The 21,901-nt window shown below is 41.3% G+C and carries 18 protein-coding genes; 9 read left to right on the plus strand and 9 right to left on the minus strand.

Features of this window, described 5'->3' with window-relative positions; genetic code table 11:
- Positions 1 to 27: 27 nt before the first annotated feature.
- The 4 genes from M1E09_RS16010 to M1E09_RS16025 form a co-directional block, all read right to left on the minus strand.
- Positions 28 to 1,563, minus strand: coding sequence for an alpha-amylase family glycosyl hydrolase (locus M1E09_RS16010; protein ID WP_456271839.1), 1,536 nt, complete (start codon positions 1,561 to 1,563; stop codon positions 28 to 30).
- A gap of 44 nt (positions 1,564 to 1,607) precedes the next feature.
- Positions 1,608 to 2,450: a sugar ABC transporter permease gene (locus M1E09_RS16015; RefSeq protein ID WP_456271840.1), complete on the minus strand. Its 843-nt coding sequence runs from the start codon at positions 2,448 to 2,450 to the stop codon at positions 1,608 to 1,610.
- Between the two features lies 1 nt (position 2,451).
- Positions 2,452 to 3,744, minus strand: coding sequence for a carbohydrate ABC transporter permease (locus tag M1E09_RS16020; RefSeq protein WP_456271841.1), 1,293 nt, complete (start codon positions 3,742 to 3,744; stop codon positions 2,452 to 2,454).
- A gap of 183 nt (positions 3,745 to 3,927) precedes the next feature.
- The gene (locus tag M1E09_RS16025) at positions 3,928 to 5,214 is read right to left on the minus strand and encodes an extracellular solute-binding protein (protein ID WP_456271842.1); all 1,287 of its coding nucleotides are present in this window, start codon (positions 5,212 to 5,214) and stop codon (positions 3,928 to 3,930) included.
- Positions 5,215 to 5,478: 264 nt separating this feature from the next.
- On the opposite strand from M1E09_RS16025, the gene M1E09_RS16030 reads away from it, so the two are divergent.
- The 4 genes from M1E09_RS16030 (at position 5,479) to M1E09_RS16045 (ending at position 10,744) form a co-directional block, all read left to right on the plus strand.
- Positions 5,479 to 7,236: an alpha-glycosidase gene (locus tag M1E09_RS16030; protein ID WP_456271843.1), complete on the plus strand. Its 1,758-nt coding sequence runs from the start codon at positions 5,479 to 5,481 to the stop codon at positions 7,234 to 7,236.
- A gap of 173 nt (positions 7,237 to 7,409) precedes the next feature.
- Entirely contained in the window at positions 7,410 to 8,756 is a 1,347-nt protein-coding gene (locus tag M1E09_RS16035) for an MATE family efflux transporter (RefSeq protein WP_456271844.1), read from the plus strand.
- A 171-nt stretch (positions 8,757 to 8,927) separates the two neighbouring features.
- Entirely contained in the window at positions 8,928 to 9,269 is a 342-nt protein-coding gene (locus M1E09_RS16040) for a P-II family nitrogen regulator (protein WP_456271845.1), read from the plus strand.
- Between the two features lie 101 nt (positions 9,270 to 9,370).
- Positions 9,371 to 10,744, plus strand: a complete 1,374-nt coding sequence (locus M1E09_RS16045; protein WP_456271846.1) for an ammonium transporter — start codon at positions 9,371 to 9,373, stop codon at positions 10,742 to 10,744.
- Positions 10,745 to 11,650: 906 nt separating this feature from the next.
- On the opposite strand, the gene asnB is transcribed toward M1E09_RS16045, so the two are convergent.
- Positions 11,651 to 13,501 (minus strand): asparagine synthase (glutamine-hydrolyzing), encoded by a 1,851-nt coding sequence (gene asnB, locus M1E09_RS16050; protein ID WP_456271847.1) that lies wholly within the window; start codon positions 13,499 to 13,501, stop codon positions 11,651 to 11,653.
- A 174-nt stretch (positions 13,502 to 13,675) separates the two neighbouring features.
- Here asnB and M1E09_RS16055 point away from each other — a divergent pair, with 174 nt between their 5' ends.
- Positions 13,676 to 14,236: a DUF2777 family protein gene (locus tag M1E09_RS16055; RefSeq protein ID WP_456271848.1), complete on the plus strand. Its 561-nt coding sequence runs from the start codon at positions 13,676 to 13,678 to the stop codon at positions 14,234 to 14,236.
- 346 nt (positions 14,237 to 14,582) lie between these two features.
- Here M1E09_RS16055 and M1E09_RS16060 read toward each other — a convergent pair whose 3' ends face one another.
- From M1E09_RS16060 to M1E09_RS16075, 4 genes are all read right to left on the minus strand, one after another.
- Entirely contained in the window at positions 14,583 to 17,510 is a 2,928-nt protein-coding gene (locus M1E09_RS16060) for an EAL domain-containing protein (protein ID WP_456271849.1), read from the minus strand.
- A 283-nt stretch (positions 17,511 to 17,793) separates the two neighbouring features.
- Positions 17,794 to 18,165, minus strand: a complete 372-nt coding sequence (locus tag M1E09_RS16065; protein ID WP_456271850.1) for a YisL family protein — start codon at positions 18,163 to 18,165, stop codon at positions 17,794 to 17,796.
- Positions 18,166 to 18,265: 100 nt separating this feature from the next.
- The gene (locus M1E09_RS16070) at positions 18,266 to 19,171 is read right to left on the minus strand and encodes a fumarylacetoacetate hydrolase family protein (RefSeq protein WP_456271851.1); all 906 of its coding nucleotides are present in this window, start codon (positions 19,169 to 19,171) and stop codon (positions 18,266 to 18,268) included.
- A gap of 106 nt (positions 19,172 to 19,277) precedes the next feature.
- The gene (locus tag M1E09_RS16075; protein WP_456271852.1) at positions 19,278 to 20,477 is read right to left on the minus strand and encodes a DUF418 domain-containing protein; all 1,200 of its coding nucleotides are present in this window, start codon (positions 20,475 to 20,477) and stop codon (positions 19,278 to 19,280) included.
- Between the two features lie 131 nt (positions 20,478 to 20,608).
- Here M1E09_RS16075 and M1E09_RS16080 point away from each other — a divergent pair, with 131 nt between their 5' ends.
- The 4 genes from M1E09_RS16080 to M1E09_RS16095 are packed head-to-tail and all read left to right on the plus strand — an operon-like array spanning position 20,609 to position 21,901.
- Positions 20,609 to 20,830, plus strand: coding sequence for a spore germination protein (locus tag M1E09_RS16080; protein ID WP_456275018.1), 222 nt, complete (start codon positions 20,609 to 20,611; stop codon positions 20,828 to 20,830).
- 11 nt (positions 20,831 to 20,841) lie between these two features.
- Complete coding sequence (locus M1E09_RS16085; protein ID WP_456271853.1) at positions 20,842 to 21,072, plus strand: spore germination protein GerPB; 231 nt, start codon at positions 20,842 to 20,844, stop codon at positions 21,070 to 21,072.
- Between the two features lie 24 nt (positions 21,073 to 21,096).
- Positions 21,097 to 21,747, plus strand: a complete 651-nt coding sequence (gene gerPC, locus M1E09_RS16090; protein ID WP_456271854.1) for a spore germination protein GerPC — start codon at positions 21,097 to 21,099, stop codon at positions 21,745 to 21,747.
- On the plus strand, positions 21,722 to 21,901 hold the full coding sequence (locus M1E09_RS16095; protein ID WP_456271855.1) for a spore gernimation protein GerPD: 180 nt from the start codon (positions 21,722 to 21,724) through the stop codon (positions 21,899 to 21,901). The genes gerPC and M1E09_RS16095 overlap by 26 nt, the downstream gene beginning before the upstream one ends.

Genomic DNA, 21,901 nt, shown 5'->3' on the forward strand with positions numbered 1-21,901 from the left:
CTTTGGTTAGTATCACTATTATATCATCTATTCTTTGCGTTTATTTCTGCCTTTCTTCCAAACATAATAAATAAAAATGAGGAAAATGATGTAAACTGCCGCCAGCGCTCCGATAAAGCCATAATTCAAGCCGCTTCTTGGCGAAAGCTGGTATACTTCAGCTTTTTCACGATCAAGGATTATGTCATATTTGCCTTCCTCTGCACGGACCAGGTCACCTTCCACTAATCCTCTCAGCTCCATACCTTCAGGCAGCTGCGGCGATTCAAGCTTAACACTCTGCGACTTACTCGTATTGTTGATAGCGACAATAATTGTTTCACTTTCTGCTTCACGTTTGTAAACAGCCATCCCATCTTCTTCAAAAAGAAGTTCCATCGACCCTCTTGTTAGGGCAGGATGAGTGTTTCTTAATTCACCAAGCTTTGAAATGTACTGGATCAGTTCCTCGTCTGCCCGAAAACTCATCATTCTCCGGTTATCAGGATCTTCCCCGCCGTTCAATGCTATTTCTGAACCATAATACATGATCGGGAGGCCGGGAACTGTATACATGTAAGCAAGAGCCAGCTTCCAGCGGGTCCCGGGGAATTCATTATTTTGAGCAATTAAATTAGTGAACCTTGTCATATCATGATTATCAATAAATGTCCCCATAAGGTATGGGTTTTCAAAATAGGTCTGGTTATACTGCCAGAAATTAAACAGTCTGTCCATATCGACATCAGGTCTTTGGAAAACATCTCTCATTTCCTGTGCCTGAGGAAAATCTGCAAATCCGTCAATTCCGACTCCTTCATATTTGGCAATATTCCTAGGGTCATAATCAAACACTTCTCCCAAAAGGTAAAAGTCCTCTTTCTCAGCTTTCACCACTTCGGAAAATTCATCCCAAAATTCCTGTGGAACATGCCGGACAGTATCCAATCTGTATCCATCAATGCCTGTTTCCTCGATCCACCAGCTGGCGGCATCCAATAAATATTCTCTTACCTCCGGGTTTTCAGTGTTCAAGTCCGGAAGATCATAAAGCCATGCATTTTGCAGACTTTCTTCATCATTCATGTTCATTGGCTGTTGTTCATGGAACCAATCTTCTTTTTCAGGATCATTCAGCCACTCATGATCCGGTCCAACATGGTTAACAATAAAATCCAAAATAATTTTCATATCCCGCTTATGCGCTTCGTCCACAAGTTCCTTGAACTTTTCCATTGAACCAAAATGTTCATCTGTATTATAGAAGTCTTTAATCCAATAGCCGTGGTATCCTTTTTCAAGGTTATCAAAAACGGGCGTAAGCCATATGGTTGTGAATCCCATTTCCTTGATGTAATTAAGTTTATCGATAACCCCTTGAAAATCTCCGCCCTGATAGGCTTTCGGGTCATCTTTATCTACATCGAAGTCATTTGAAAGATCTCCATTATTAAACCTGTCAACCATTAGGAAATAAATTGATTCATCTTGCCAATTGCGTTCTTCTTTTTCAGCAGCTCCTGCAGGGAGGGCGTAAAAAAGAAGAAACGGAATAAGAATGAGAGATAATACTCTTCTTTTCATCTCCGCTCCTCCTTAAATTCAAAAATAAGTTTACGCCTTTAAGATTATCCTTTTGTCCCCCCAGCCGTCAATCCGGAAACAAAGTATTTTTGGAAGTACAGGAACAAGCATGCAATCGGAATTGCTATTAATACTGAACCTGCTGCAAAAGTGGTAAATTCTGCTCCAAACTGTTTTGCGACCATATCATATAAGGCTACAGGCAGTGTATATTTCTCTTCCGTTCTTAACAGGATGCTTGCAATGATAAAGTCCGCAAATGGGGCGATGAAAGAGAATAATGCGACTACTGCAATAATAGGCTTAGCCAGCGGCATAACGATTTGGAAGAAAATCCTGAAATGGCCTGCCCCATCCATCTTCGCAGATTCATCAAGTTCTTTCGGAATCGTATCCAGGTATCCCTTCATAAGCCAGGTGTTCATCGGTATCTGACCGCCAACATAAACAAGGATCAGCCCAAGATGTGTATCAAGCAAGTCTGTTACAAGTGCCAGAACAAAAATGGCGATCAATGCAGCAAAGTTGGGAATCATCTGCAAGATTAAGAATGTCATCAATCCATTTTTCCTCCCTACAAATCGGTAACGGGAGAAAGAATATGCTGTCAGGCTGACCATCAATACAGTAAGTGCCATCGTGGAAAGGCTGACTTTCAAAGAGTTCCAATACCATATCAAGTAGTTGCTTTGTTCTAAATCAAACAACTCTTTATAGTGGGCAAGTGTGGCATTCTTCGGGATAATGCTGGAGCCGGATAAGCTTTGTCCCGGGTTAAAAGATGAACCAATAATCCAGGCAACTGGATAAAGGATGATCGCGAACATAAAGGCAATCGCTATATACGAAAATGTAAGTCTTATGAGTTTTTGTTTTTTAAAATTCATATTACATCATATCCTCTTCTTGGAATGATTTTGTTCTTCTGAACTGCCATACTGCCACTGTTATAACGATAATGGAAAGCAATAATGTGATAGCGGCTGCTTTAGAATATTGAGCTGACGTCATAGTCAAGCTGTATATCCATGAAATAAGGATGTCTGTTCCACCTGCATTCTGTCCGGTCAGAGCGGGACCTCCACCGTTAAACAGGTAAATAACATTAAAGTTATTGAAGTTAAATGTGTATTGTGTGATCAAGATTGGCGCAGTTGCAAACAACACCAGCGGCAAGGTGATATTTTTGAACTTTTGCATACTTGAAGCTCCGTCCACTGTGGCAGCTTCATACAGCTCATCAGGAATCGATTGAAGGACTCCTGTTGTCATAGCAAAAATGAACGGGAAGCCGAGCCATGTCTGGATAAAGATCAAGGCGATTCTTGTATACATCGCTTCTGTCATCCAAGGAAGATCCCCAATTCCTAAAAACGCCAGTATATCATTATTGATCGTTCCGAATGATTCATTAAACATACCGGCAAATACAAGAATTGAAACGAATGCTGGAATCGCCCACGGCAAAATGAATACCGTTCTGATGATGGCTTTTCCTTTCAAGTCTTTCTGATTGACAAGGATAGCCAGGAAAATACCCAATGCCACTTGTGTTGTAGTAGCTCCGAATGTCCAGACAAGTGTCCATGCCAATACTGAAAGGAAAGTACTTCTCCAAATATCAATTTGGAAAATATCTATAAAGTTTTGAATACCTACCCAGTCGACCAGTTTTGCCGGCGGGGAATGATAAAGGTCATAATTTGTAAATGCCAGAAGTATAACGAATATAATCGGGAATATAACGACAAATACCAGCAATAAGAAGCCTGGAGACATAATCAGGTACGGAAACCCATTATCCACAAGGTTGCGGTATTGTTCCCTGATTGTACTGAGCTTCTCTCCTCGGTCTCTCTTTTCTCCATTTTTAAAGGCATCATAGAGGTTATATGCATAGAATCCCAATCCGAATATAAGAATGATGATAGCAAGAATTCCATAAACCATCAGGAAGATGGAATGATCGTAGTATGGAGCACCCGTATCTTCACCGAGCGTGAAAATCCCCCAAAGGCCGTAATCAATTAAATCCCTGAATACAAAAATGAAAGCTGCAGCCATTATAAGGAAAAAAACGCCCTTAAGCTTTTGATTGTTGTAGAATTGTCCCAAACCGGGTATTAAGGAAAGGGCAAGTGCTGTTTTTCGGTGTTTTGTTTGATAGGAATTAGCAGCCATCCTAAATTCCCCTTTCTTCTCTTTATATTTTTAGATTCCTTAAGCTTTCAGAAGCTTCATCAAGAAAGAAGCATTTCTGTCTTCAAGAAGATCCTGAAAACAATTTTATTACTTCCAGAAATATTCAGTACCATCTGGAATGTAGAAGACTGACTCGATTCCGAGTCAGTCCCCTCTATTATATTAGTTGGAATGGTTTGCTTGAATATTTTGCTCAATCTGGCTTACAGCTGATTCAAGTGCAGCCTTTGGTTCCTGTTTGCCAGTGACAACTGTTTGAAGTGCATCTGCCATAGGATCCCAAACTGTTCCCATTTCAGGAATGTTCGGCATTGGAACCGCATATTGAGATTGCTCTGCTACAGCTTTAGCTCCTTCATTTTCAGCGATTACCGGATCGTCGATAAGAGCTGCATTTGTAGGAACTTCTTGTGTCTGCTCGAAGCGAAGTTTTGCATATTCATCTTGAGTGATGAACTCGATGAACTTCTGAGCCCATTCTTTATTTTCAGAATAACCGGAAACATGCCATCCTTTAACACCCATGAATGTCTTCATCGGCTCTCCGTTTGGAAGCTTAGGCATAGCGGCAACACCGATATCGATACCGGCATCTTTATAGCTTTGGAAAGACCATGGCCCGTTCATTACAGAAGCTACTTTTCCTTCATTGAAAAGACCGTCCATAGCAGCTCCGCCGTTTTCACCAACGATACCTTTAGGGAATAATCCTTCTTCATACCATTTTTCGATATATTCAGTACCTTCAACAGCACCTTCGTTAGCAAGTCCAAGATCTGCCGGATCTAATGCACCATCGTTTTCAGCGAAAACATATCCGCCGTAACCGCCGATAGGAGCATGGGCAAAGTAGAAGTTATCCCACAATGCAAGGAATCCGTAGTTATCTCCAGTAGTGAATTCTTTAGAGAATTCATATACTTCGTCCATTGTGGCAGGAGCTTCTTCCATCAATGCTTTATTATATACAAACACTGGTGTTTCAGAAGACTTCGGAAGACCATAAAGTGTTCCATTGTAAGTTTGTGCTAATACAGATGATTCTGTAAAACGGTCTGTTAGATCCTGTTCTACATTAAGTTCTGCGATATGGCCTGCAAGCGCCATTTCACCGATTTGGTCATGAGGCAGTGTAAGAACGTCCGGGCCTGTCCCAGCAGGACCATCTAAGCGTAATTGTTCTTTCATTTTTGAAGCCATTTCAACTTCCTTGACTTCAAGTTCGATACCATATTCTTCAGTGAACTTGGCACCTACTTCATCTAACCAGCCTGATTTCTTTTCATCTTCCCAGATTACCAGTTTTTCTGGTTTATTGGCATCATCAGCAGTATTTTCTTTCTCGCCTTCATTGTTATTGCCTGTTCCTTCTTCACGATTAGGACCACAAGCAGCCAATGCGCCTAAAACAAGCATGATAACCATCAGCAATGATAGTGCTTTTTTCATTCTGACCCCTCCTGATTACTCTATTAATATTTTATTGCACAACCGTTTGCACAAATAGACAAAAAATAAAGGGTTAAAGATACCGCTTTCAAATTTGTGAAACCGATTGCACAACCTACCCCTATTATAATGCCTATATTTTTTTTGACAATACTTTTTTACTTTTTCTTTATATTAATTTTATTTTTCCCAACAGCCATCTGCGTTGACTTTATCTATGATTTGGAATAACCTTTAATGGAAAATTGATATAGGGGGATTTATATGCATTTAGAAGCGATTTATCATCGGCCAAAAGATAATTATGCATACGCTTGCACAAATAAAGCCATACATATCCGGATTCGCACCAAAAAGAAAGATGTACAAAACGTATCCCTCCTGCATGGAGATCCATACGAATGGAAAGATGGAAAATGGTTGTACTCATCAGTAAAGATGGTGCATACAGGCTCGGACCAGCTCTTTGACTACTGGTTCGCCTCCATTGAACCGCCATTCAGACGACTGCGCTACGGCTTCCTATTGGAAGACGAGAGCGAATCTCATTTCTATGGGGACCGAGGCTTCCTTCCTCAACCTTCAAATGATGTTGGCGATTATTTCTGTTTTCCTTTCTTAAATTCAATCGATGTCTTCGAAGCTCCTTCCTGGGTCAAAGATACAATATGGTATCAGATCTTCCCAGAGAGATTCGCTAACGGAAACCAGGATTGGGATCCTGAGGGCACCCTGCCATGGGGAAGCACCGATCCCCAGCCTGATAACTTTTTCGGGGGAGACCTTCAGGGTGTCATTGATGGCGTCCCTTATTTAAAGGAACTGGGCATTACCGGAATTTATTTTACTCCTATATTTAAAGCTTATTCCAATCATAAATATGATACGATTGATTATTTCGAACTCGACCCTCAATTTGGTGATAAGGACACTTTGAAAGAACTGGTCAAGACTTGCCATGATAATGGAATCAGAGTGATGCTGGATGCCGTTTTCAATCACAGCGGCCTTTATTTCTCTCGATTCCAGGATGTGTTGGAGAATGGAGAAAAATCCTCTTATAAAGACTGGTTCCACATCAAGGAGTTTCCATTGAGGAAGGAACCGCTCCCAAACTATGATACTTTTGCTTTTGAACCATCCATGCCGAAGCTGAACACAGAAAATCCCGAAGTAAAGGAATATCTCCTGGAGGTTGGCCGTTTTTGGATAAAAGAGTTTGACATCGACGGATGGAGACTCGATGTTGCCAACGAGGTAGACCATGCATTTTGGAGAGACTTTCGCAGAGAAACAAAAGCCCTGAAACCTGATTTATATATCTTGGGGGAAATTTGGCATGATTCTATGCCATGGCTAAGAGGAGACCAGTTCGATGCTGTCATGAATTACCCTTTTACAACCAACATTTTAGACCTCTTCGCCAAGGAGAGTATAAACGCCAGACAGTTTGTGGAAAGTATGACCCGGGTAATCCATATGTACCCAAAGAATGTTATGGATGTGGCCTTCAACCTTGTCGGCAGCCACGATACCCCGCGCATCCTTACTGAGTGCAAGGATGACAAAACCAAGGTGAAACAGATATTCACTCTAATGCTCACATTCATCGGTTCTCCCTGCATTTATTATGGAGATGAAATTGGTATGAGCGGTGGAGCCGACCCGGGATGCCGCAAGTGTATGGAATGGGATACAGAAAAACAGGACAAGGAATTGCTGAATCACATCCAGACTCTGACTTCATTAAGAAAGAAGCACCGTCTGCTAGCTAATGAAGGGACCTTTAGCTTTTTACCAGTTGAAATTAATGAAAATTGTATTGCCTATACTAAATCAGACGGTAAAGAAACGATCATTGTTATATTGAATACAACAAATGAACCAGAAATATACCCTCTGCCTTTCGATTTAAAAGGCAGGAAAATCACGAATATTTGGAGCGGTACGGAATTTGCGGCTGAATCAGCGGATATTGGTGTAGAACTTTCGCCGCTGGGCTTTAGCATCCTTAAATTCTGAAGAATCTCCTCCCGGTAATCAAAAGAAATTCCGGGAGGTTCTTTTGTGTGGAATGGAAGACTCAGGCAGCTGTAAAGATTTTTCACTTTCCGAAATATATTTTGAGAGTATAATAGTAAGTTGTACATAACGACTACGTTATTTAAAATCCCTTAGAAAAGAGCTGGTACAGCATGAGTATTGATAAGAAGCGGCTGAGCCTCTATGCATTGACATGGCCGATTTTTGTTGAGATTTTTTTACATATGCTTATGGGGAACGCTGATACCCTGATGCTGAGCCAGTACTCGGATGATTCAGTCGCAGCAGTCGGGGTATCTAACCAGGTCCTCTCCCTCATCATCGTGATGTTCGGCTTTGTAGCTACCGGGACATCGATCCTTGTATCTCAAAATTTAGGGGCTGACAAAATCGGTACAGCGAGGGAAGTGGCGGTCGTTTCTTTGATTGCCAATCTCGCCTTTGGATTCCTTTTGAGCATAGCTATTTTTATTTTCAATGATGAAATATTAAGTTTAATGGACATCCCTCAGGAGCTGAGAGGTGAGGCTTCATCCTACTTAACAATTGTAGGCGGGTTCTCTTTTATTCAAGCATTGATCATGACGGCGGGTGCCACTCTCCGAAGCTATGAATTTACCAAAGATGCAATGTATATCACCATTGGAATGAACATACTGAATGTAATTGGAAATTATTTATTTATATTCGGGCCATTAGGTATACCAGTCCTTGGAGTTGAAGGGGTATCAATCTCTACCGTCATCAGCCGCACACTTGGACTGGCAGCGATTCTTTTTGTGTTAGTAAAAAGAATCCCTGGACTATTTTCAATCAAGCGCTTTCTGCCTGTTCAGCATGTCAAAGATTTATTAAAAATTGGAATCCCTTCCGCAGGTGAACATCTTTCATACAACGGTTCACAAATGGCTATCACCTATTTCATTGCGATACTTGGAACGGAAGCTTTGACCACAAAGGTATATGCGCAGAATCTCATGATGTTCATCTTTCTATTCAGCCTTGCGATCAGTCAGGGTACACAGATCATGATCGGGCATATGGTTGGAGCAAAAGATTACAAATCGGCATATGATCGATGTATCAAGAGTTTAAAAATTTCAATCATCATTTCTTTAACAATGGCTGTGATTTTTGCCCTGTTCTCGGGAGAGCTATTAGCCATTTTCACAGATAATCAGGACATCATTTATCTGGGCAGCATTCTAATATGGCTTACCATCATCCTGGAACCGGGGAGAAGTTTCAACTTGGTTGTCATCAGTTCACTGCGTGCTGCCGGCGATGTGAAATTCCCTGTGTATGTCGGAATCCTATCTATGTGGGGAGTGAGTGTCGCTCTTTCCTACCTGCTCGGAATAGTATTCGGACTAGGATTGATCGGAGTCTGGATTTCATTTATTGCTGATGAATGGCTGCGAGGATTGATCATGCTCCGCAGATGGAAGTCAAGAAGCTGGATGAAAATGCACTTTGTTGAAAGACCAAATTCAAATTAATCGGCAAAAAGAGTGGAGAATTAGTCTCTCCACTCTTTTTTTGTTAAGTTTTTTTACATTAAAACGCTTTCAACGAAATTTATCAGTTGATTTTTTCAACAATTCAGAATATGATATAAAACATAACTAATTCATGTTAGATTTTCTAACATAATAAAAGGAGTTGAAGTTATGAAAAAAATTGAAGCAATCATCCGCCCTGAAGTCTTTCAAGCATTACGAGAAGGGCTGGCTGCCAATGGATTTAATGGGTTGACTGTTTCTGAAGCTGCCGGTTGCGGAAAACAAAAAGGAAAACAGGGACTGTTTCGCGGAAACACATTTGAGGTTGCACTTTCTCCCCGCGTGAGGGTCGAAATGATTGTAGAGGATTCTGAAACGGAAGAGATCGTAGATTTAATTTGTGCATACTGTTCAACTGGAGAAGTTGGAGATGGAAAGATCTTCATATCCGATATTCAAGAAGTTGTCCGGATCCGTTCTAAGGAACGCGGAAAACAAGCCTTTATTTAAAATTATCCCAGCAAATTCCACATCAATGATCTTCCACAGAGAGAAACTTCTCATCCGTCCTTTCGCTTTTGAACAATTACAAAATCAGGAGGAACAAAATAATGCTGAAAAAAGTGTCTTGCTTATCTGCTTTTCTTTTGTTAACCGCCACTCCCGCCTTTGCTGCTCCTACCGCCCAGAGTGTCCAAACGTCAGTTGACGGCATGTGGGTGATGGTAGCCGCGTTATTAGTATTCTTCATGCATGCAGGATTTGCAATGGTTGAATCCGGCTTCACCCGCTCCAAAAACACTCTTAACATTTTAATGAAAAACTTTCTGACTATATCAATCGCCTCCATCCTTTATTTCCTTGTCGGTTTTGGCTTAATGTTTGGAAATACTGCCAATGGCCTGGCCGGTACGGACGGATTCCTGCTGGCGGGACGTGAAGATATCGGATTTTTCGTCTTCCAGGCAGTATTTGCTGCAACATGCGCGACCATCATCTCAGGTGCAGTGGCTGAACGAATGAAACTGAGAAGCTATATGCTTATCACCGTAGTCATCACAGGCATTATCTATCCTGTTGTCGGCCATTGGGTTTGGGGCGGCGGATGGCTATCAGAACTTGGCTTCATCGATTTTGCCGGCTCAACAGTTGTTCACTTAAGCGGTGCGGTAGCCGCCTTTGTAGCGGTGCTTTTCCTCGGGCCGCGCATCGGAAAATATACAAACTCAAAAATAAATGTGATTCCCGGCCACAACATTCCGATCGGCGCCCTGGGTGTATTCATCTTATGGTTTGGATGGTTTGGGTTTAACGGAGGAAGCACATTGGCTGCCGATCCTGAACTTGTCCCGCGTGTAATCACTGTCACTTTGCTGTCAGCTTCAGCAGCAGTCCTTTCTTCAGCTTTTTACACAGCTTTCAGGTATAAACGAATCGATCCTTCATTGACCTTAAATGGTGCCTTAGGAGGACTGGTCGGAATTACTGCAGGGTGTGCGAATGTATCCATCGGCGGATCCATCGTGATTGGATTAGTCGCAGGTGTTCTGCTTGTAGAGGGAGTACGATTCATTGAGGTAAAACTCAAAGTGGATGACCCTGTGGGAGCGATTGCTGTTCATGGCCTTTGCGGTATTTGGGGAACCGTTGCCATTGGGTTCTTCGATGTTTCAAATGGACTTTTCTACGGAGGCAACGTTTCGTTGTTGGGAACTCAGGCTCTGGGTGTAGCAGCTGTAATTCTATGGGTGGCAATTTCTACAGGTGCAGTCATCTATCTTGTAAACAAAGCGGACAGCATCCGCGTTTCCAGTGAGGACGAATTAGCAGGCCTCGACTTTTCTGAACACGGAGCCACTGCTTATGAACTAAGCGAAACTGTATTGACTTCACATGCTAATCAGCCGAATGCGGCATTCGGTAAAGAGCTGGTACGGAGACTCGACGGTTTGAGTGTTACCTCTACGAAGAAACAATACCACTGAACGAACGGAGTGACCCCCTTCAGAGTGCTGAAGGGGGTCATTGTTGTTTGATTTTGTTTGGCTGCTTTTCTAATGGCTGGATTATTCTTATTATCAGTGCCATAACCTGACTATGACTGTATATTCTATTCATTTGATGGACCTATTTGGAGTGTACTTGAATGGCTATTACTATTACTTGCCTCACCTTTTCTGATGATACTTAAAGAGCTTTTTTCTGCCACCTATCTCAATTTTCTCCTTCGCAGATGGTACATAAAGTGCTTTTTTCTGCCAGCTACCTCAATTTTCTCCTTTACAGATGGTACATAAAGTGTTTTTTTCTGCCACGTATCTCAATTTTCTCCTTAACAGATGGTACTTAAAAAGCTTTTTACTGCCACCTACCTCAATTTTCTCCTTCGCAGATGGTACATAAAGTGCTTTTTTCTGCCAGCTACCTCAATTTTCTCCTTCGCAGATGGTACATAAAGTGCTTTTTTCTGCCAGCTACCTCAATTTTCTCCTTTACAGATGGTACATAAAGTGCTTTTTTCTGCCAGCTACCTCAATTTTCTCCCTTACAGATGGTACTTAAAAAGCTTTTTACTGCCACCTACCTCAATTTTCTCCCTTACAGATGGCACATAAAGTTAATTTGATGCCGCTTTAGTCTAACTTTAACCACATCATTCCAGCCATCGGGGATCTTGACTGGTCAATGACCTTTTCTGACTACATCCTCTTACGATTTAAAGTATTTTAATGCGGCTACAACCTCCCTGGGACGATATATACCAGAGTTTAATGCCATCTCTCTTACTTTATGATCATCTCCGACGCACTTCAGCAATTTTAACTGCCTTATATGCCCCCTTCCCCAAAAAAACAAAACCCACACCCTCCAAAAGGGTATGAGTCCATATATCATCGATCAACAATATTAATATTATAATCTTTAAACCATACATGAATCTGCGCCAGATGAGCGAGCAGCTGTGGCCCTGTCATCAGCTGGCCGAACCAAGGTGTTTTAAATGCTTCTCCGTTCGTCTCCACAAGTTCTTTCAGCTGCTGCTGATCAAATAGTTCATATAGGATACTTGATTTATCCTGGAGGATCTCATCAAGCCAGTTTTTAACTAAAGATGTGTACACAGGATGATGAGTTTTTGGGTATGGGCTTTTCTTGCGGTAAAGCACTTCATCCGGCAGGGTCCCTTCCAGTGCTTTTCTCAAAATCCCCTTCTCTCTTCCTTCGTGCATTTTCATTTTCCAAGGGATATTCCAAACATATTCAACCAGCCGGTGATCTGCAAAAGGCACCCGCACTTCCAAGCTCGCTCCCATACTCATTCTGTCTTTTCTGTCGAGCAGGGTCGTCATAAACCAAATGATATTCAGATAGAATAACTCTCTCCGCTTCGCTTCAATTGGAGTTTCGCCTTCCAGTACCGGAGTTTCGGCTACTGTTTCGTTATACTTGGCAAGGACATATTCTTCCAGATTCAATTTTTTACGCAAATCGGATTTGAGCAAGGACTGCCTTTCCTCAACAGATCTCATCCACGGGAATCCTTTTCGGTTGAAATCTTCTTCATTGTGGAACCAGGGATAGCCACCAAAGATTTCATCTGCACATTCCCCGGATAATCCAACGGTGAAGTCGTTTTTGATTTCTTTGCAAAACCAGAGCAAGGAAGAATCCACATCTGCCATTCCCGGCAGGTCTCTTACATGAACCGCTTCAGTAAGGTAGTTTTTAAGTTCTTCCTGTGTGATGACAGAATTATGATGCACGGTACTGAATTGGTCAGTCATTAAATTGATCCATTTACTGTCTGAATTTGGCTGAAATTTATTGGATTTGAAGTAGTTATCATTTCCTTCATAATCAATCGAGTACGTGTGGAGCCTGCCCTTCCCATCATTTTTATAGGATTCGGCAGCAATGGCCGTTATCGCACTGGAGTCCAGGCCACCGGATAAGAATGTACAAAGGGGCACATCAGAAACAAGCTGTCTGGTAATACTATCCTTTACTAAAAAACCGACTTTCTCAACGGTCTCATCGAAAGAATCGGTATGCTTTTCGCTCTTCACATTCCAATAACGCCAGATCTTTATTCCGTTTCTTGAAAAAATCATGGCATGACCCGGTCGCAGCTCCTTGATACCGCGAAACACCCCGCTTCCCGGTGAACGAGATGGCCCTAATCCAAGAACTTCGGCTAATCCTTCCCGGTCGATTTCCGCCGACATTGATGGATGCGCCAAAAGCGCTTTTAATTCAGAACCAAACAGGATGCCATTGTCTTTTTCTGCAAAGAATAATGGTTTGACACCCATACGGTCACGACCGATAAACACCTGCTGTTTTTCACTGTCCCAGACAGCAAATGCAAAAATCCCGTTTAAGTGGCTGACACATTCTTCACGCCACTCAATATATGCTGTCAAAAGTACCTCAGTATCTGAATGTCCTTTAAAGGTATAGCCCTTTGATTGAAGGACCTTTCGTATATCTTCTGTATTATAGAGTTCTCCGTTATAACAAATGACAAACCTATACCCAGCCGCTTCTCTTGCCATCGGCTGTTTTCCGCCCACCGGATCAACAACCGTCAGTCTCTTATGTCCAAAAGCCGTATGTGTATCCAGCCATACATTCGTATCATCCGGTCCTCTTTTAGAAAGTGTTGCTGTCATGGAGTTTAACGTCTTTTCCTCACCTCTTAGGTCTTTCTTGAAGTTGATCCATCCAGTAATTCCGCACATTATTTTCATCCTTTCTGTCAAGGCAAATTGGGCTAGATGCAATATGGATTATCTTATGCAATCTTCAGAAAATGGTTAATTGTCTTATTTCGTTTTTACTCTAAATGAATATGCTAAATTAGACCCAAAATGTAGATAATGTTGATATAACATTTTCAATAAGGGGGGAAATAGGTGAATAACCTGTATAGAAAAAAGCTCCTACAGCGGCAAAACCGCTCTTTCACACTAGGAACTGTAGAATTCATTCATAATCAATGGGTATTCTTTGATGATGAGTTGGATGAGGCAACTGATTTAGAATTTTACACACAGCAGGAGGTCGAGGTTTACCGGGATCAAGGATGGGAAAGAGGTATTTTGGAGCCTGAAGGCATTGTCAAAACAGACTATGATCAAATGAATCTTAAAGATACGGAAACAATCCGGATAAAGAAATCTCTTATCTATTCACTCGAAATGTTGATTGAAGAATTAAATGACGATTCATTTTTTCAATTCCTGACAAGCTTGAACTCACTTGAGTTTTCTTTATATGACTGCATATTCTGCCATAATCACCTCTCTTTTCTGGAAGACAGGAAAATCCGGGAAGGGGTGAATTTTTTGACGTTTGATAATGGAGAAAATGTTTGTGCGGTACAACATCATTTTACTTATTTCAAGAAACAGCGTGACCGATTTGAATTCACTTTAAGTACCGGAAAAAGAATTGTAATTGAAAAAATCGAGTAAATGGTTCGGTTTAGGAAGAACACAGAGGGGTTGGGTGCAGCTATTTGGATTGCACACTAATAATGGAGGCCCGAGGATCAACTCCGGCAAGAAGAGCAGCTATAAAACTTTAGAAAAAAGGAGCAGCAGCCATTAATCAGGCTTTTGCTCCTTTCATTTTCAACCTGAAATTTTTCTTTCATCTTCTTCCCTTTGACGCTTGATAGCCTCTTTCAATTCTTTTTGACTGAGCAAAGGTGTGTGGCGATGATTGAAAGCAGCTTTTACAGATAGGGCAAAAAGGGAGACTGCCGCTATCACAATACATATAATCCACGCTCCCAAATTGGTTCACACTCCGAATCTTTTAGCTATTGCTTAATAAATAAGTTTGAGAAACTTTCATCCATTTTTCCAACTCTTCAGCTTCCACTGGCCTGGAAATGAAATAACCTTGCCCTAAATCACACCTCAAATTATCCAGCAGCTCCAACTGTTCACCTGTTTCAATTCCTTCTACTATGACCTGTAGCCCTAGTCCCTGGCCCATCATGGATACAGCTTGAACAATGGCAAAGTCCGGACTGCTTTCTTTAATATTTTGAACAAATGATTTATCAATCTTCAATATATGAAGTGGCAGATGTTTCAAATAACCTAATGATGAATAACCTGTTCCAAAATCATCAATCGCTATTTTCACACCGATTGCCGCAAGCTCCTCCATCCTGTCAATTGAATGGCCTGTATCACGGATCATGACACTTTCAGTCAATTCCAGGCAAAGACAATGAGGAGACAACCCTGAGCTTTTCAGCGCCTGGGTAATTTCGCTTGTGAAGGATGGCTGCTGAAACTGGTTCGCTGATACGTTAACAGAAATGTAAAAGTCGTCGAATCCTTTTTCCTGCCATTTCTTCGCTTGTTTACATGCTTGATGAAGCACCCAATTCCCAATCGGCCCAATCAAACCGGTTTCTTCTGCAAGGGGAATGAACTCCATCGGCGAAACGATACCTAAGTATGGATGCCTCCAGCGGATCAGCGCCTCTGCACCGATTACCCGTCTCTCACCGAGTTCAACAATTGGCTGATATAAGATGAAGAGTTCTTCTCTGTCCAAAGCTTTTCGAAGATAATTTTCCATCTTTAATTTTTCCATGGCCTTCACATTCATTTCATTTGTATAAAAAACGATTTGATTGCCGCCATTTGATTTTGCCCAGTTAAGGGCTGTATCTGCATTTCGAAGTAAATCTGACAGGTCAGTACCATGTTCTGGATAGACGCCGATCCCTATACTGGCTTTAATGTAGAATTCCTGATTGCCTTGTATAATGGGCATTTGAATATGGTCTGCCACCATTTCTGCAATCTGTTTGATTTTATCATCTGAAACATTCTTACTGATTAGAATTGTAAATTTATCGCTTCCAAATCTGCCCAGATATGCACCTTTGGGGAGAACCGCTTTGATTCTTTCAGCAAGCTCGATAAGAATCCGATCTCCAGCTGAATGGCCCAATGTATCATTCACCAGCTTAAACCGGTCAATATCAAGAAACAGGATAGCAAGGCGTCTCTTCTTCTTTTTTGCCCTGGAGATGAACTCCTCCGACAACTCCCTGAATTTCACCCGGTTAGGCAGACCTGTTTCAGGATCAAAGTATGCCAATTGAGTTATCTTTTCTTCTGTCTTCTTTTGTTCCGTGATGTTTCTTCCAATTCCAAATAAACCAACACACTCCCCATCAATGGTAATAGGGATATTTTTAATATGAAATAACTGAATTTCACCTGTCTTTGAAGGAATCCAAAGCTCGTAAAACTGCTCTTTCCCCGATAACGTACGGTAAAAGTGCCTTTTCACTCTTGGAATATCTTCTTCAAAAATGAATGAAATCGACAGTTTGCCAATCAGCTCTTCTTCAGAATAACCAAAAGTCTTGAGGAAGGTAGGATTAACTGAATTAAATTTTCCTTTTAAATCGGTAGAATAAACAAAGTCTGTGTTGTTGTCGAATAAAGAACGATAGTACTCTTCTGAAATCTGAATGTTCTCATTCAATTTCTGAATATCGTGGGAAGATGCATTAATCAAGTGCGTCAGGGACACCCTTGTGTTCCCTTCCGGTGTAAGATTATATTGAAACCTTTCCCGCTCCAGAGAGGGAAGATTATTTGCCTCGGATATGCCGAGATATGTTAGAGAATGAGAGAAAAGGTTGGGTCCACTTTCATCGTCCACCACTATTTCCCCATGGGAAAAGAAACCTGCAGCAGGAGAAATTTCAGCCATCATTTCCATTTCTGTCTCAGTAAAATCTTTCAATAGCTGCTTTCTTGCAACACAATTAAAAACAAATAATGATTCGACCGGTTTTTTTCTTAGACGATTTAAATCTTTTACTGAGTAATTTACAATCGATTCGAGGTCAGCAAAAGCGAAGGTCAGTGTTTCCCCTTGTTTCACTGCCTGAGTCATTTCAATAGATCCATTTTCATGGACCCTTATAGGGAACAGTGTTGAAGTTTTTTTATTTCTTCTCAACAGGAAAGGAAACTCCACTCCTGATTCAGGCAGACGGGAAACAAAGCTGTCTCCTAAATAATGTTGCAGAACCTTCAATGGTTTCTGATGATCAATTTTCTCAATAATGGAACCCGTTGACTTCGTTACAGTTAAAGGCCGGCCGACTTCCTTCCATTGCTCATTAATAAAAGTCTGCACCTGTAGGATTGAACTGTTCAATGCTACAGCTGCAATACCTCTTTCTGTTTCACCTTGTTCAGTCAGGACAATGGATTGTTTCTTATCTGCAACATCTATCGAGACGCCCCCTCCTACCGGAATATGGGGAGTGACAGCGTGAAAACCTTCGAGAATTTCACGAAGATTTATATCCAAATGGCTCGCAAATAAAATCACCGCTTTGGTTTCCATATCGACCAGCTCTGCCGAGAGGATCCGGCCAGTTTCATACCCATCTGCGGCATCTGCCATATCAATAAGTTTGGAATTAATTTCAGTCGACTCAAACAGCGTGAAGGATATAACAGGAGAATCATTTACAATTGTTCCATTAATGATTTGTCCTTCTGTACTGCATCCAAGGATGACAGCTTTAGGTAACAATGAAAGTATTTCCGATTTGATTTGTTTTGCTTTTTCCAAGGGCACCTGCCCCAGGAACAATTGAACGAAAATTGTCGGATACAAATCAACATTATGGCTGCTGATGTAATCAGACAGCTTCTCTTTAGAAGAATATATGCAATTTAACGATTTAGCCATTGACTCATCACCACTCTCGGACCCTGTCTATGTATGATTATTACTTAATAAATATGTATATAAATTTTAAACGGGTATATGTTTCTATCTTATATAAAAAATACCATAATTTTCAGATATAATGTATATATTTTTCGATATTTTTGCTGATTCTTGAGGTATTTTGAAGAATTCAAGGGTTTTCTATTTCTTATCTTCAATCTCACAGTCCTCCTCTCTAGTGGAGAGGTATAGGGAAGATACAAAAAAGGCTGCTCCAGTGACGGAACAGCCTTTCAAAACCTTAAGCCATAGACCATAAACCCAGTGGAAGCCAAACTCCAAGATAAATGGTTACAATCAGGGCGATAATCAGTTGAGCCCAAAATAGCCCTGTACTCTTGCCTTTGTTCATTCGTACCAAAATCATTTCAAACATAGCAATTACCCATAGTCCTCCAAGCAATTTCAAACCGTATTGCATTGGGAAGACCCCCTGGTGTTTCCAGAACAACAGCACCCCGGTAAGGATAATCAATAGATAGAACAGTCTCAATGTCATATGAACAATTTTCATCGCTTTTTTCTTGCCGCTATTATGTAGATACACTGCTGCAAAGAACAAAATAACTCCGATCACCCAGGTTGTTATGTGGGCATGGGTATTATCAAACATGTTATATCCTCCTTGAATATTACTTTACATCTTCATTATCTTACCATACTCGCCTTCATCAACACGAATTATAGCTGGTCCCGACATAAAATTGTAACTTCTATTCGACTGTATTGACCAGAGTGCCGATCTTATCAATGCTGATTTCGATTCTGTCTCCAGACTTTAAAAATCTAGGCGGCTTAAAACCCTTTCCAACCCCGGATGGAGTCCCCGTCGCAATGATATCACCTGATTCAAGTGTCATGCCGGCCGATAACTCAGAGATAATTCGCTCAACCGGAAAAATCATATCCTTTGTATTTCCATCCTGCCGGAGTTCACCGTTGACGTATGTTGTCACTTCAAGCGCTCCTGGCTGGTTTATTTCATCTGAAGTCACAATACAAGGGCCTGTCGGGCAGGTGGTATCCAGGCTTTTGCCCATAAAGAATTGCTTATGTTTCTTTTGAAGATCTCTTGCCGTGATGTCATTGAGGACAGTATAACCAAACACATGGTCCAAGGCATTTTCTTCACTAATATTAACACCTCTTTTGCCAATCACAACAGCAAGTTCTCCTTCATAATCAAGCTGATCGGTCAATTTCGCATGAGATTGAATCTTGGCATCTGTTCCTATAACCGAGGTTGGAGCCTTGGTGAAAATCATGATATCTTCAGGGATATCCGCTTCGCTTCCCATCTCCAGGACATGGTCGCGGTAATTTTTGCCGACACACATAATATTTTTCACTGGTCTTGGAATCGGCGCAAGCAGACTGACCTCATCCCATGAATAGAGGAAATTCGATCGTTCTTCACAAGACTCTCCAAAAATAATTAATTTCTCCACCCTTTTGGTAAATACTTGTCCTTCCTGAATTCCTTCGAGCAATGATGAAGGGAGTATCTCTTTTCCGTCATAAATCCTTTCCATCTCTGCAAGGTTCCAGATGGTTTTCCCGTTTTCCTTTACAACCCCATATGTCTCATGACCATTAACATTAAACGATAGCAGCTTCATTTTTCCACCCTGCCTTTTTATCATAATTTTCATTAAAAGATTATGGTTTTTTAGTCTGTTTTTACCGGCTTTAATTAAAGATTATTTTATTTGGAGCGGGCGGAATTTATCCTCTTTCTCCTTGACTCTGCGATCCGTAGGAAGAAACAGACTTATAAGTGAGCTTTCTCCATAACTTCTCCATTGGGCCCTGCTGGAACTTGGAGAGCCACAATTCCGAAAGAATCACTTGTATAAGAAATATTCCAATGGCAAGCCAGGTACCTGTTACAAGAGTGACCTCGCCGTACAGACCCAGTCCATAATTATAAAAAATCAACGTTCCGACAATGGATTGCATCAAATAGTTTGTCAGAGACATCCTTCCGGCAGCTGCCAAAGGCCTAAGGACAACTGAAATTTTTCGGCTAATCATTAATAATGCCAGAAGAACCGCATATGATACTGATAAGAATGGAGCCCCGAGCATATCTTGTATATAGCTGTAGGCAACATTGGCATCAATCAGGAACGGCAAAGATTTCAAGAAGATGCCCACTGCCAGAAAAACAGTCAATAAGGACAGCCAAAGCTTCCTGTTATCGGGCAGCCTCTCAAGAAAGTGAAGCTTCCCTGCCCCTGCTCCTATTATCATCATCGGCAGGATTGAAAGCATCAGGAACAATGCATTTCCCGGACCGTTAACGTTATACCAATCTTCAAATCTCTGAAGAAAGATTTCTTGAAAACTGCCGCCGCTATAGGCGGAGATTGAATCCTTGATATTTGTTATGTCTGAATAAAATGCAACCCCGGTTTGATCTGTCAAGCTCACCAAAATAAGCAGAATGCTGAAAAACACCTGCGGGAGCAAAAATAAAAGTGCCCCAGTCCAAATCAATGCTTTGCCTGGCAGTTTCATAAACAACAGCAGCAGCAAACCGATTAATGCATAGTTAATCAAAATGTCCCCTGACCATACCAAAAATGCATGAATACACCCGATCACGAGCAGTACAAGAAGCCGACGGACTGCCAGCGGATAAAAGCCGGACCCTTTTTCTAAAGACCTTTCCTGCTGAAGCGCAAGTCCATATCCGAAGAGCATAGCGAATAACGGGTAAAAGCTCGCCTGCACAAAAATATCAATCCATGGATACAATTGTTGATCACCAGGGGTTTTCCACCATGTATAGTGATCAACATATAAAAATGGTGAATGAAAAGAAATCATATTGATAATGAATATTCCTAATAATGAAAATCCCCTGATCACATCCAGTGAAAGGATCCGTTCCTTTTGCCTGACTGGCTGAAGTATCTGCATAATCCTGTCTCCTTCTTCAAAGTTCATCTACTACTCATTGTAACTGGTTTTAATCATTTAGGCGATTATCACAATCATCTCATGTTTTCATAAGATACATTATCTAAATAAGGAGAAAAGGTGTGAACAGTATGCCGGCATTTGTAGGAGCTGTTCAAGTGATCAGTGTAGGATCAAGCGGCGTCTTCCATATCGGGGATGTATTTCAAATCAGGCCTGTATCTTCAGCAAAAACCTTTGCTGGAGCGGGGTCCTTCATTACCGGCGACGGAATCTCCGTTTACAACGAAAGTTCCCTGACTTACACGATTGATGATGATACGCTTGACCAAGGAAACTATTTAAACTTGTGAGTGTGATGTAGATGAAACTATATGTTCAACAGTCCATTCATATCCAAATGATCAAGATAGGGGGAATGTCGAATTCCTCTGTATTTCAAATTGGAACATCAGGGCAGATTCTTCCTGCCTCATATTTGTATAATACCGGGGGATTTGTCAAGCCTGCTCCTGAACCTGTCAAAAATGGCGCGACTGCAGAACTTGGTTCAGGAGAAGTACTGGTTCCCCTGGCCTCCCCTTCTCCAAGCTAAATATAATAGAAAGAGGTGATTGCATTGCAGCAATATTATTCTTATCAGCAGCTTTACCATTATATTTCCCAGCAGGACAACAGAATTAAAAATCTGGAAAAGCTGATTGCCGGGCTGCAGCAAGAAGTCTCTTCTCTTAAAGAAAAACCTTCAATCAATGTTGAAAGAATTGAATATAAGTTCGACCAGCTTAAAGTAGAGACACTGGAAGGAACCTTGAACATTGGACTGAACCCCAGTGATCTTGAGAACAGCATTGAAGACTTTGCTGTTAAAGATAAGGTCCCTTCACCTTATCCCGTCCCCCCTGTTCCTCAAGGAGGGGATTTAGAAAACATGCAAAAGGTCCTGATTCCGAGAATAGAAGATTACATCGAGAAAGACGTCCCAGTAATTATCAGTGATACGGAATTACAGCTTGGAACATCAATCGATGCTTCGTATCATCAGTTGATAAAAGAAGATATCAGAAAGCAAATTCCTCAGCGAATACAATTCTACCTTCAGTCAATGCCTGTTCACCAGGACAGGAACACTAGCGACGTTTCCTGGGAGGATAAGATTTTTTCCAAGGTTAAAAACGATATTAATACAGCGATTTTTTCATTTATGTCAAATCTGCCTGAAAACCTGAAAGGAGCCGGGAATAATGAACCTGCAAGTGATCAACCGTGAGTTATGTGTAGATATCATGGATGTCAAAGCCGTATCAAGTTCATCCCTTCTTCTAGTCGGAGATGCCAACATCATTCAACTGGCTTCTACATTCGATACACCAGCAGAGTCGCTTATCATAGGTCCTTTTGTACCTCTCACACCAAAAGGGTGA

The sequence above is a fragment of the Bacillus sp. AK031 genome (assembly GCF_053903065.1).

What these genes read in the sequence shown, in the direction of transcription:
- M1E09_RS16030 (WP_456271843.1), top strand. Translation starts at nt 5,479, where the DNA reads ATGCATTTAGAAGCGATTTATCATCGGCCAAAAGATAATTATGCATAC.
- M1E09_RS16060 (WP_456271849.1), bottom strand. Translation starts at nt 17,510, where the DNA reads ATGGCTAAATCGTTAAATTGCATATATTCTTCTAAAGAGAAGCTGTCT.
- M1E09_RS16095 (WP_456271855.1), top strand. Translation starts at nt 21,722, where the DNA reads ATGAACCTGCAAGTGATCAACCGTGAGTTATGTGTAGATATCATGGAT.
- asnB (WP_456271847.1), bottom strand. Translation starts at nt 13,501, where the DNA reads ATGTGCGGAATTACTGGATGGATCAACTTCAAGAAAGACCTAAGAGGT.
- M1E09_RS16075 (WP_456271852.1), bottom strand. Translation starts at nt 20,477, where the DNA reads ATGCAGATACTTCAGCCAGTCAGGCAAAAGGAACGGATCCTTTCACTG.
- M1E09_RS16085 (WP_456271853.1), top strand. Translation starts at nt 20,842, where the DNA reads ATGAAACTATATGTTCAACAGTCCATTCATATCCAAATGATCAAGATA.
- M1E09_RS16020 (WP_456271841.1), bottom strand. Translation starts at nt 3,744, where the DNA reads ATGGCTGCTAATTCCTATCAAACAAAACACCGAAAAACAGCACTTGCC.
- M1E09_RS16065 (WP_456271850.1), bottom strand. Translation starts at nt 18,165, where the DNA reads ATGTTTGATAATACCCATGCCCACATAACAACCTGGGTGATCGGAGTT.
- M1E09_RS16045 (WP_456271846.1), top strand. Translation starts at nt 9,371, where the DNA reads ATGCTGAAAAAAGTGTCTTGCTTATCTGCTTTTCTTTTGTTAACCGCC.
- M1E09_RS16010 (WP_456271839.1), bottom strand. Translation starts at nt 1,563, where the DNA reads ATGAAAAGAAGAGTATTATCTCTCATTCTTATTCCGTTTCTTCTTTTT.
- M1E09_RS16015 (WP_456271840.1), bottom strand. Translation starts at nt 2,450, where the DNA reads ATGAATTTTAAAAAACAAAAACTCATAAGACTTACATTTTCGTATATA.
- M1E09_RS16070 (WP_456271851.1), bottom strand. Translation starts at nt 19,171, where the DNA reads ATGAAGCTGCTATCGTTTAATGTTAATGGTCATGAGACATATGGGGTT.
- M1E09_RS16040 (WP_456271845.1), top strand. Translation starts at nt 8,928, where the DNA reads ATGAAAAAAATTGAAGCAATCATCCGCCCTGAAGTCTTTCAAGCATTA.
- M1E09_RS16035 (WP_456271844.1), top strand. Translation starts at nt 7,410, where the DNA reads ATGAGTATTGATAAGAAGCGGCTGAGCCTCTATGCATTGACATGGCCG.
- M1E09_RS16025 (WP_456271842.1), bottom strand. Translation starts at nt 5,214, where the DNA reads ATGAAAAAAGCACTATCATTGCTGATGGTTATCATGCTTGTTTTAGGC.
- M1E09_RS16080 (WP_456275018.1), top strand. Translation starts at nt 20,609, where the DNA reads ATGCCGGCATTTGTAGGAGCTGTTCAAGTGATCAGTGTAGGATCAAGC.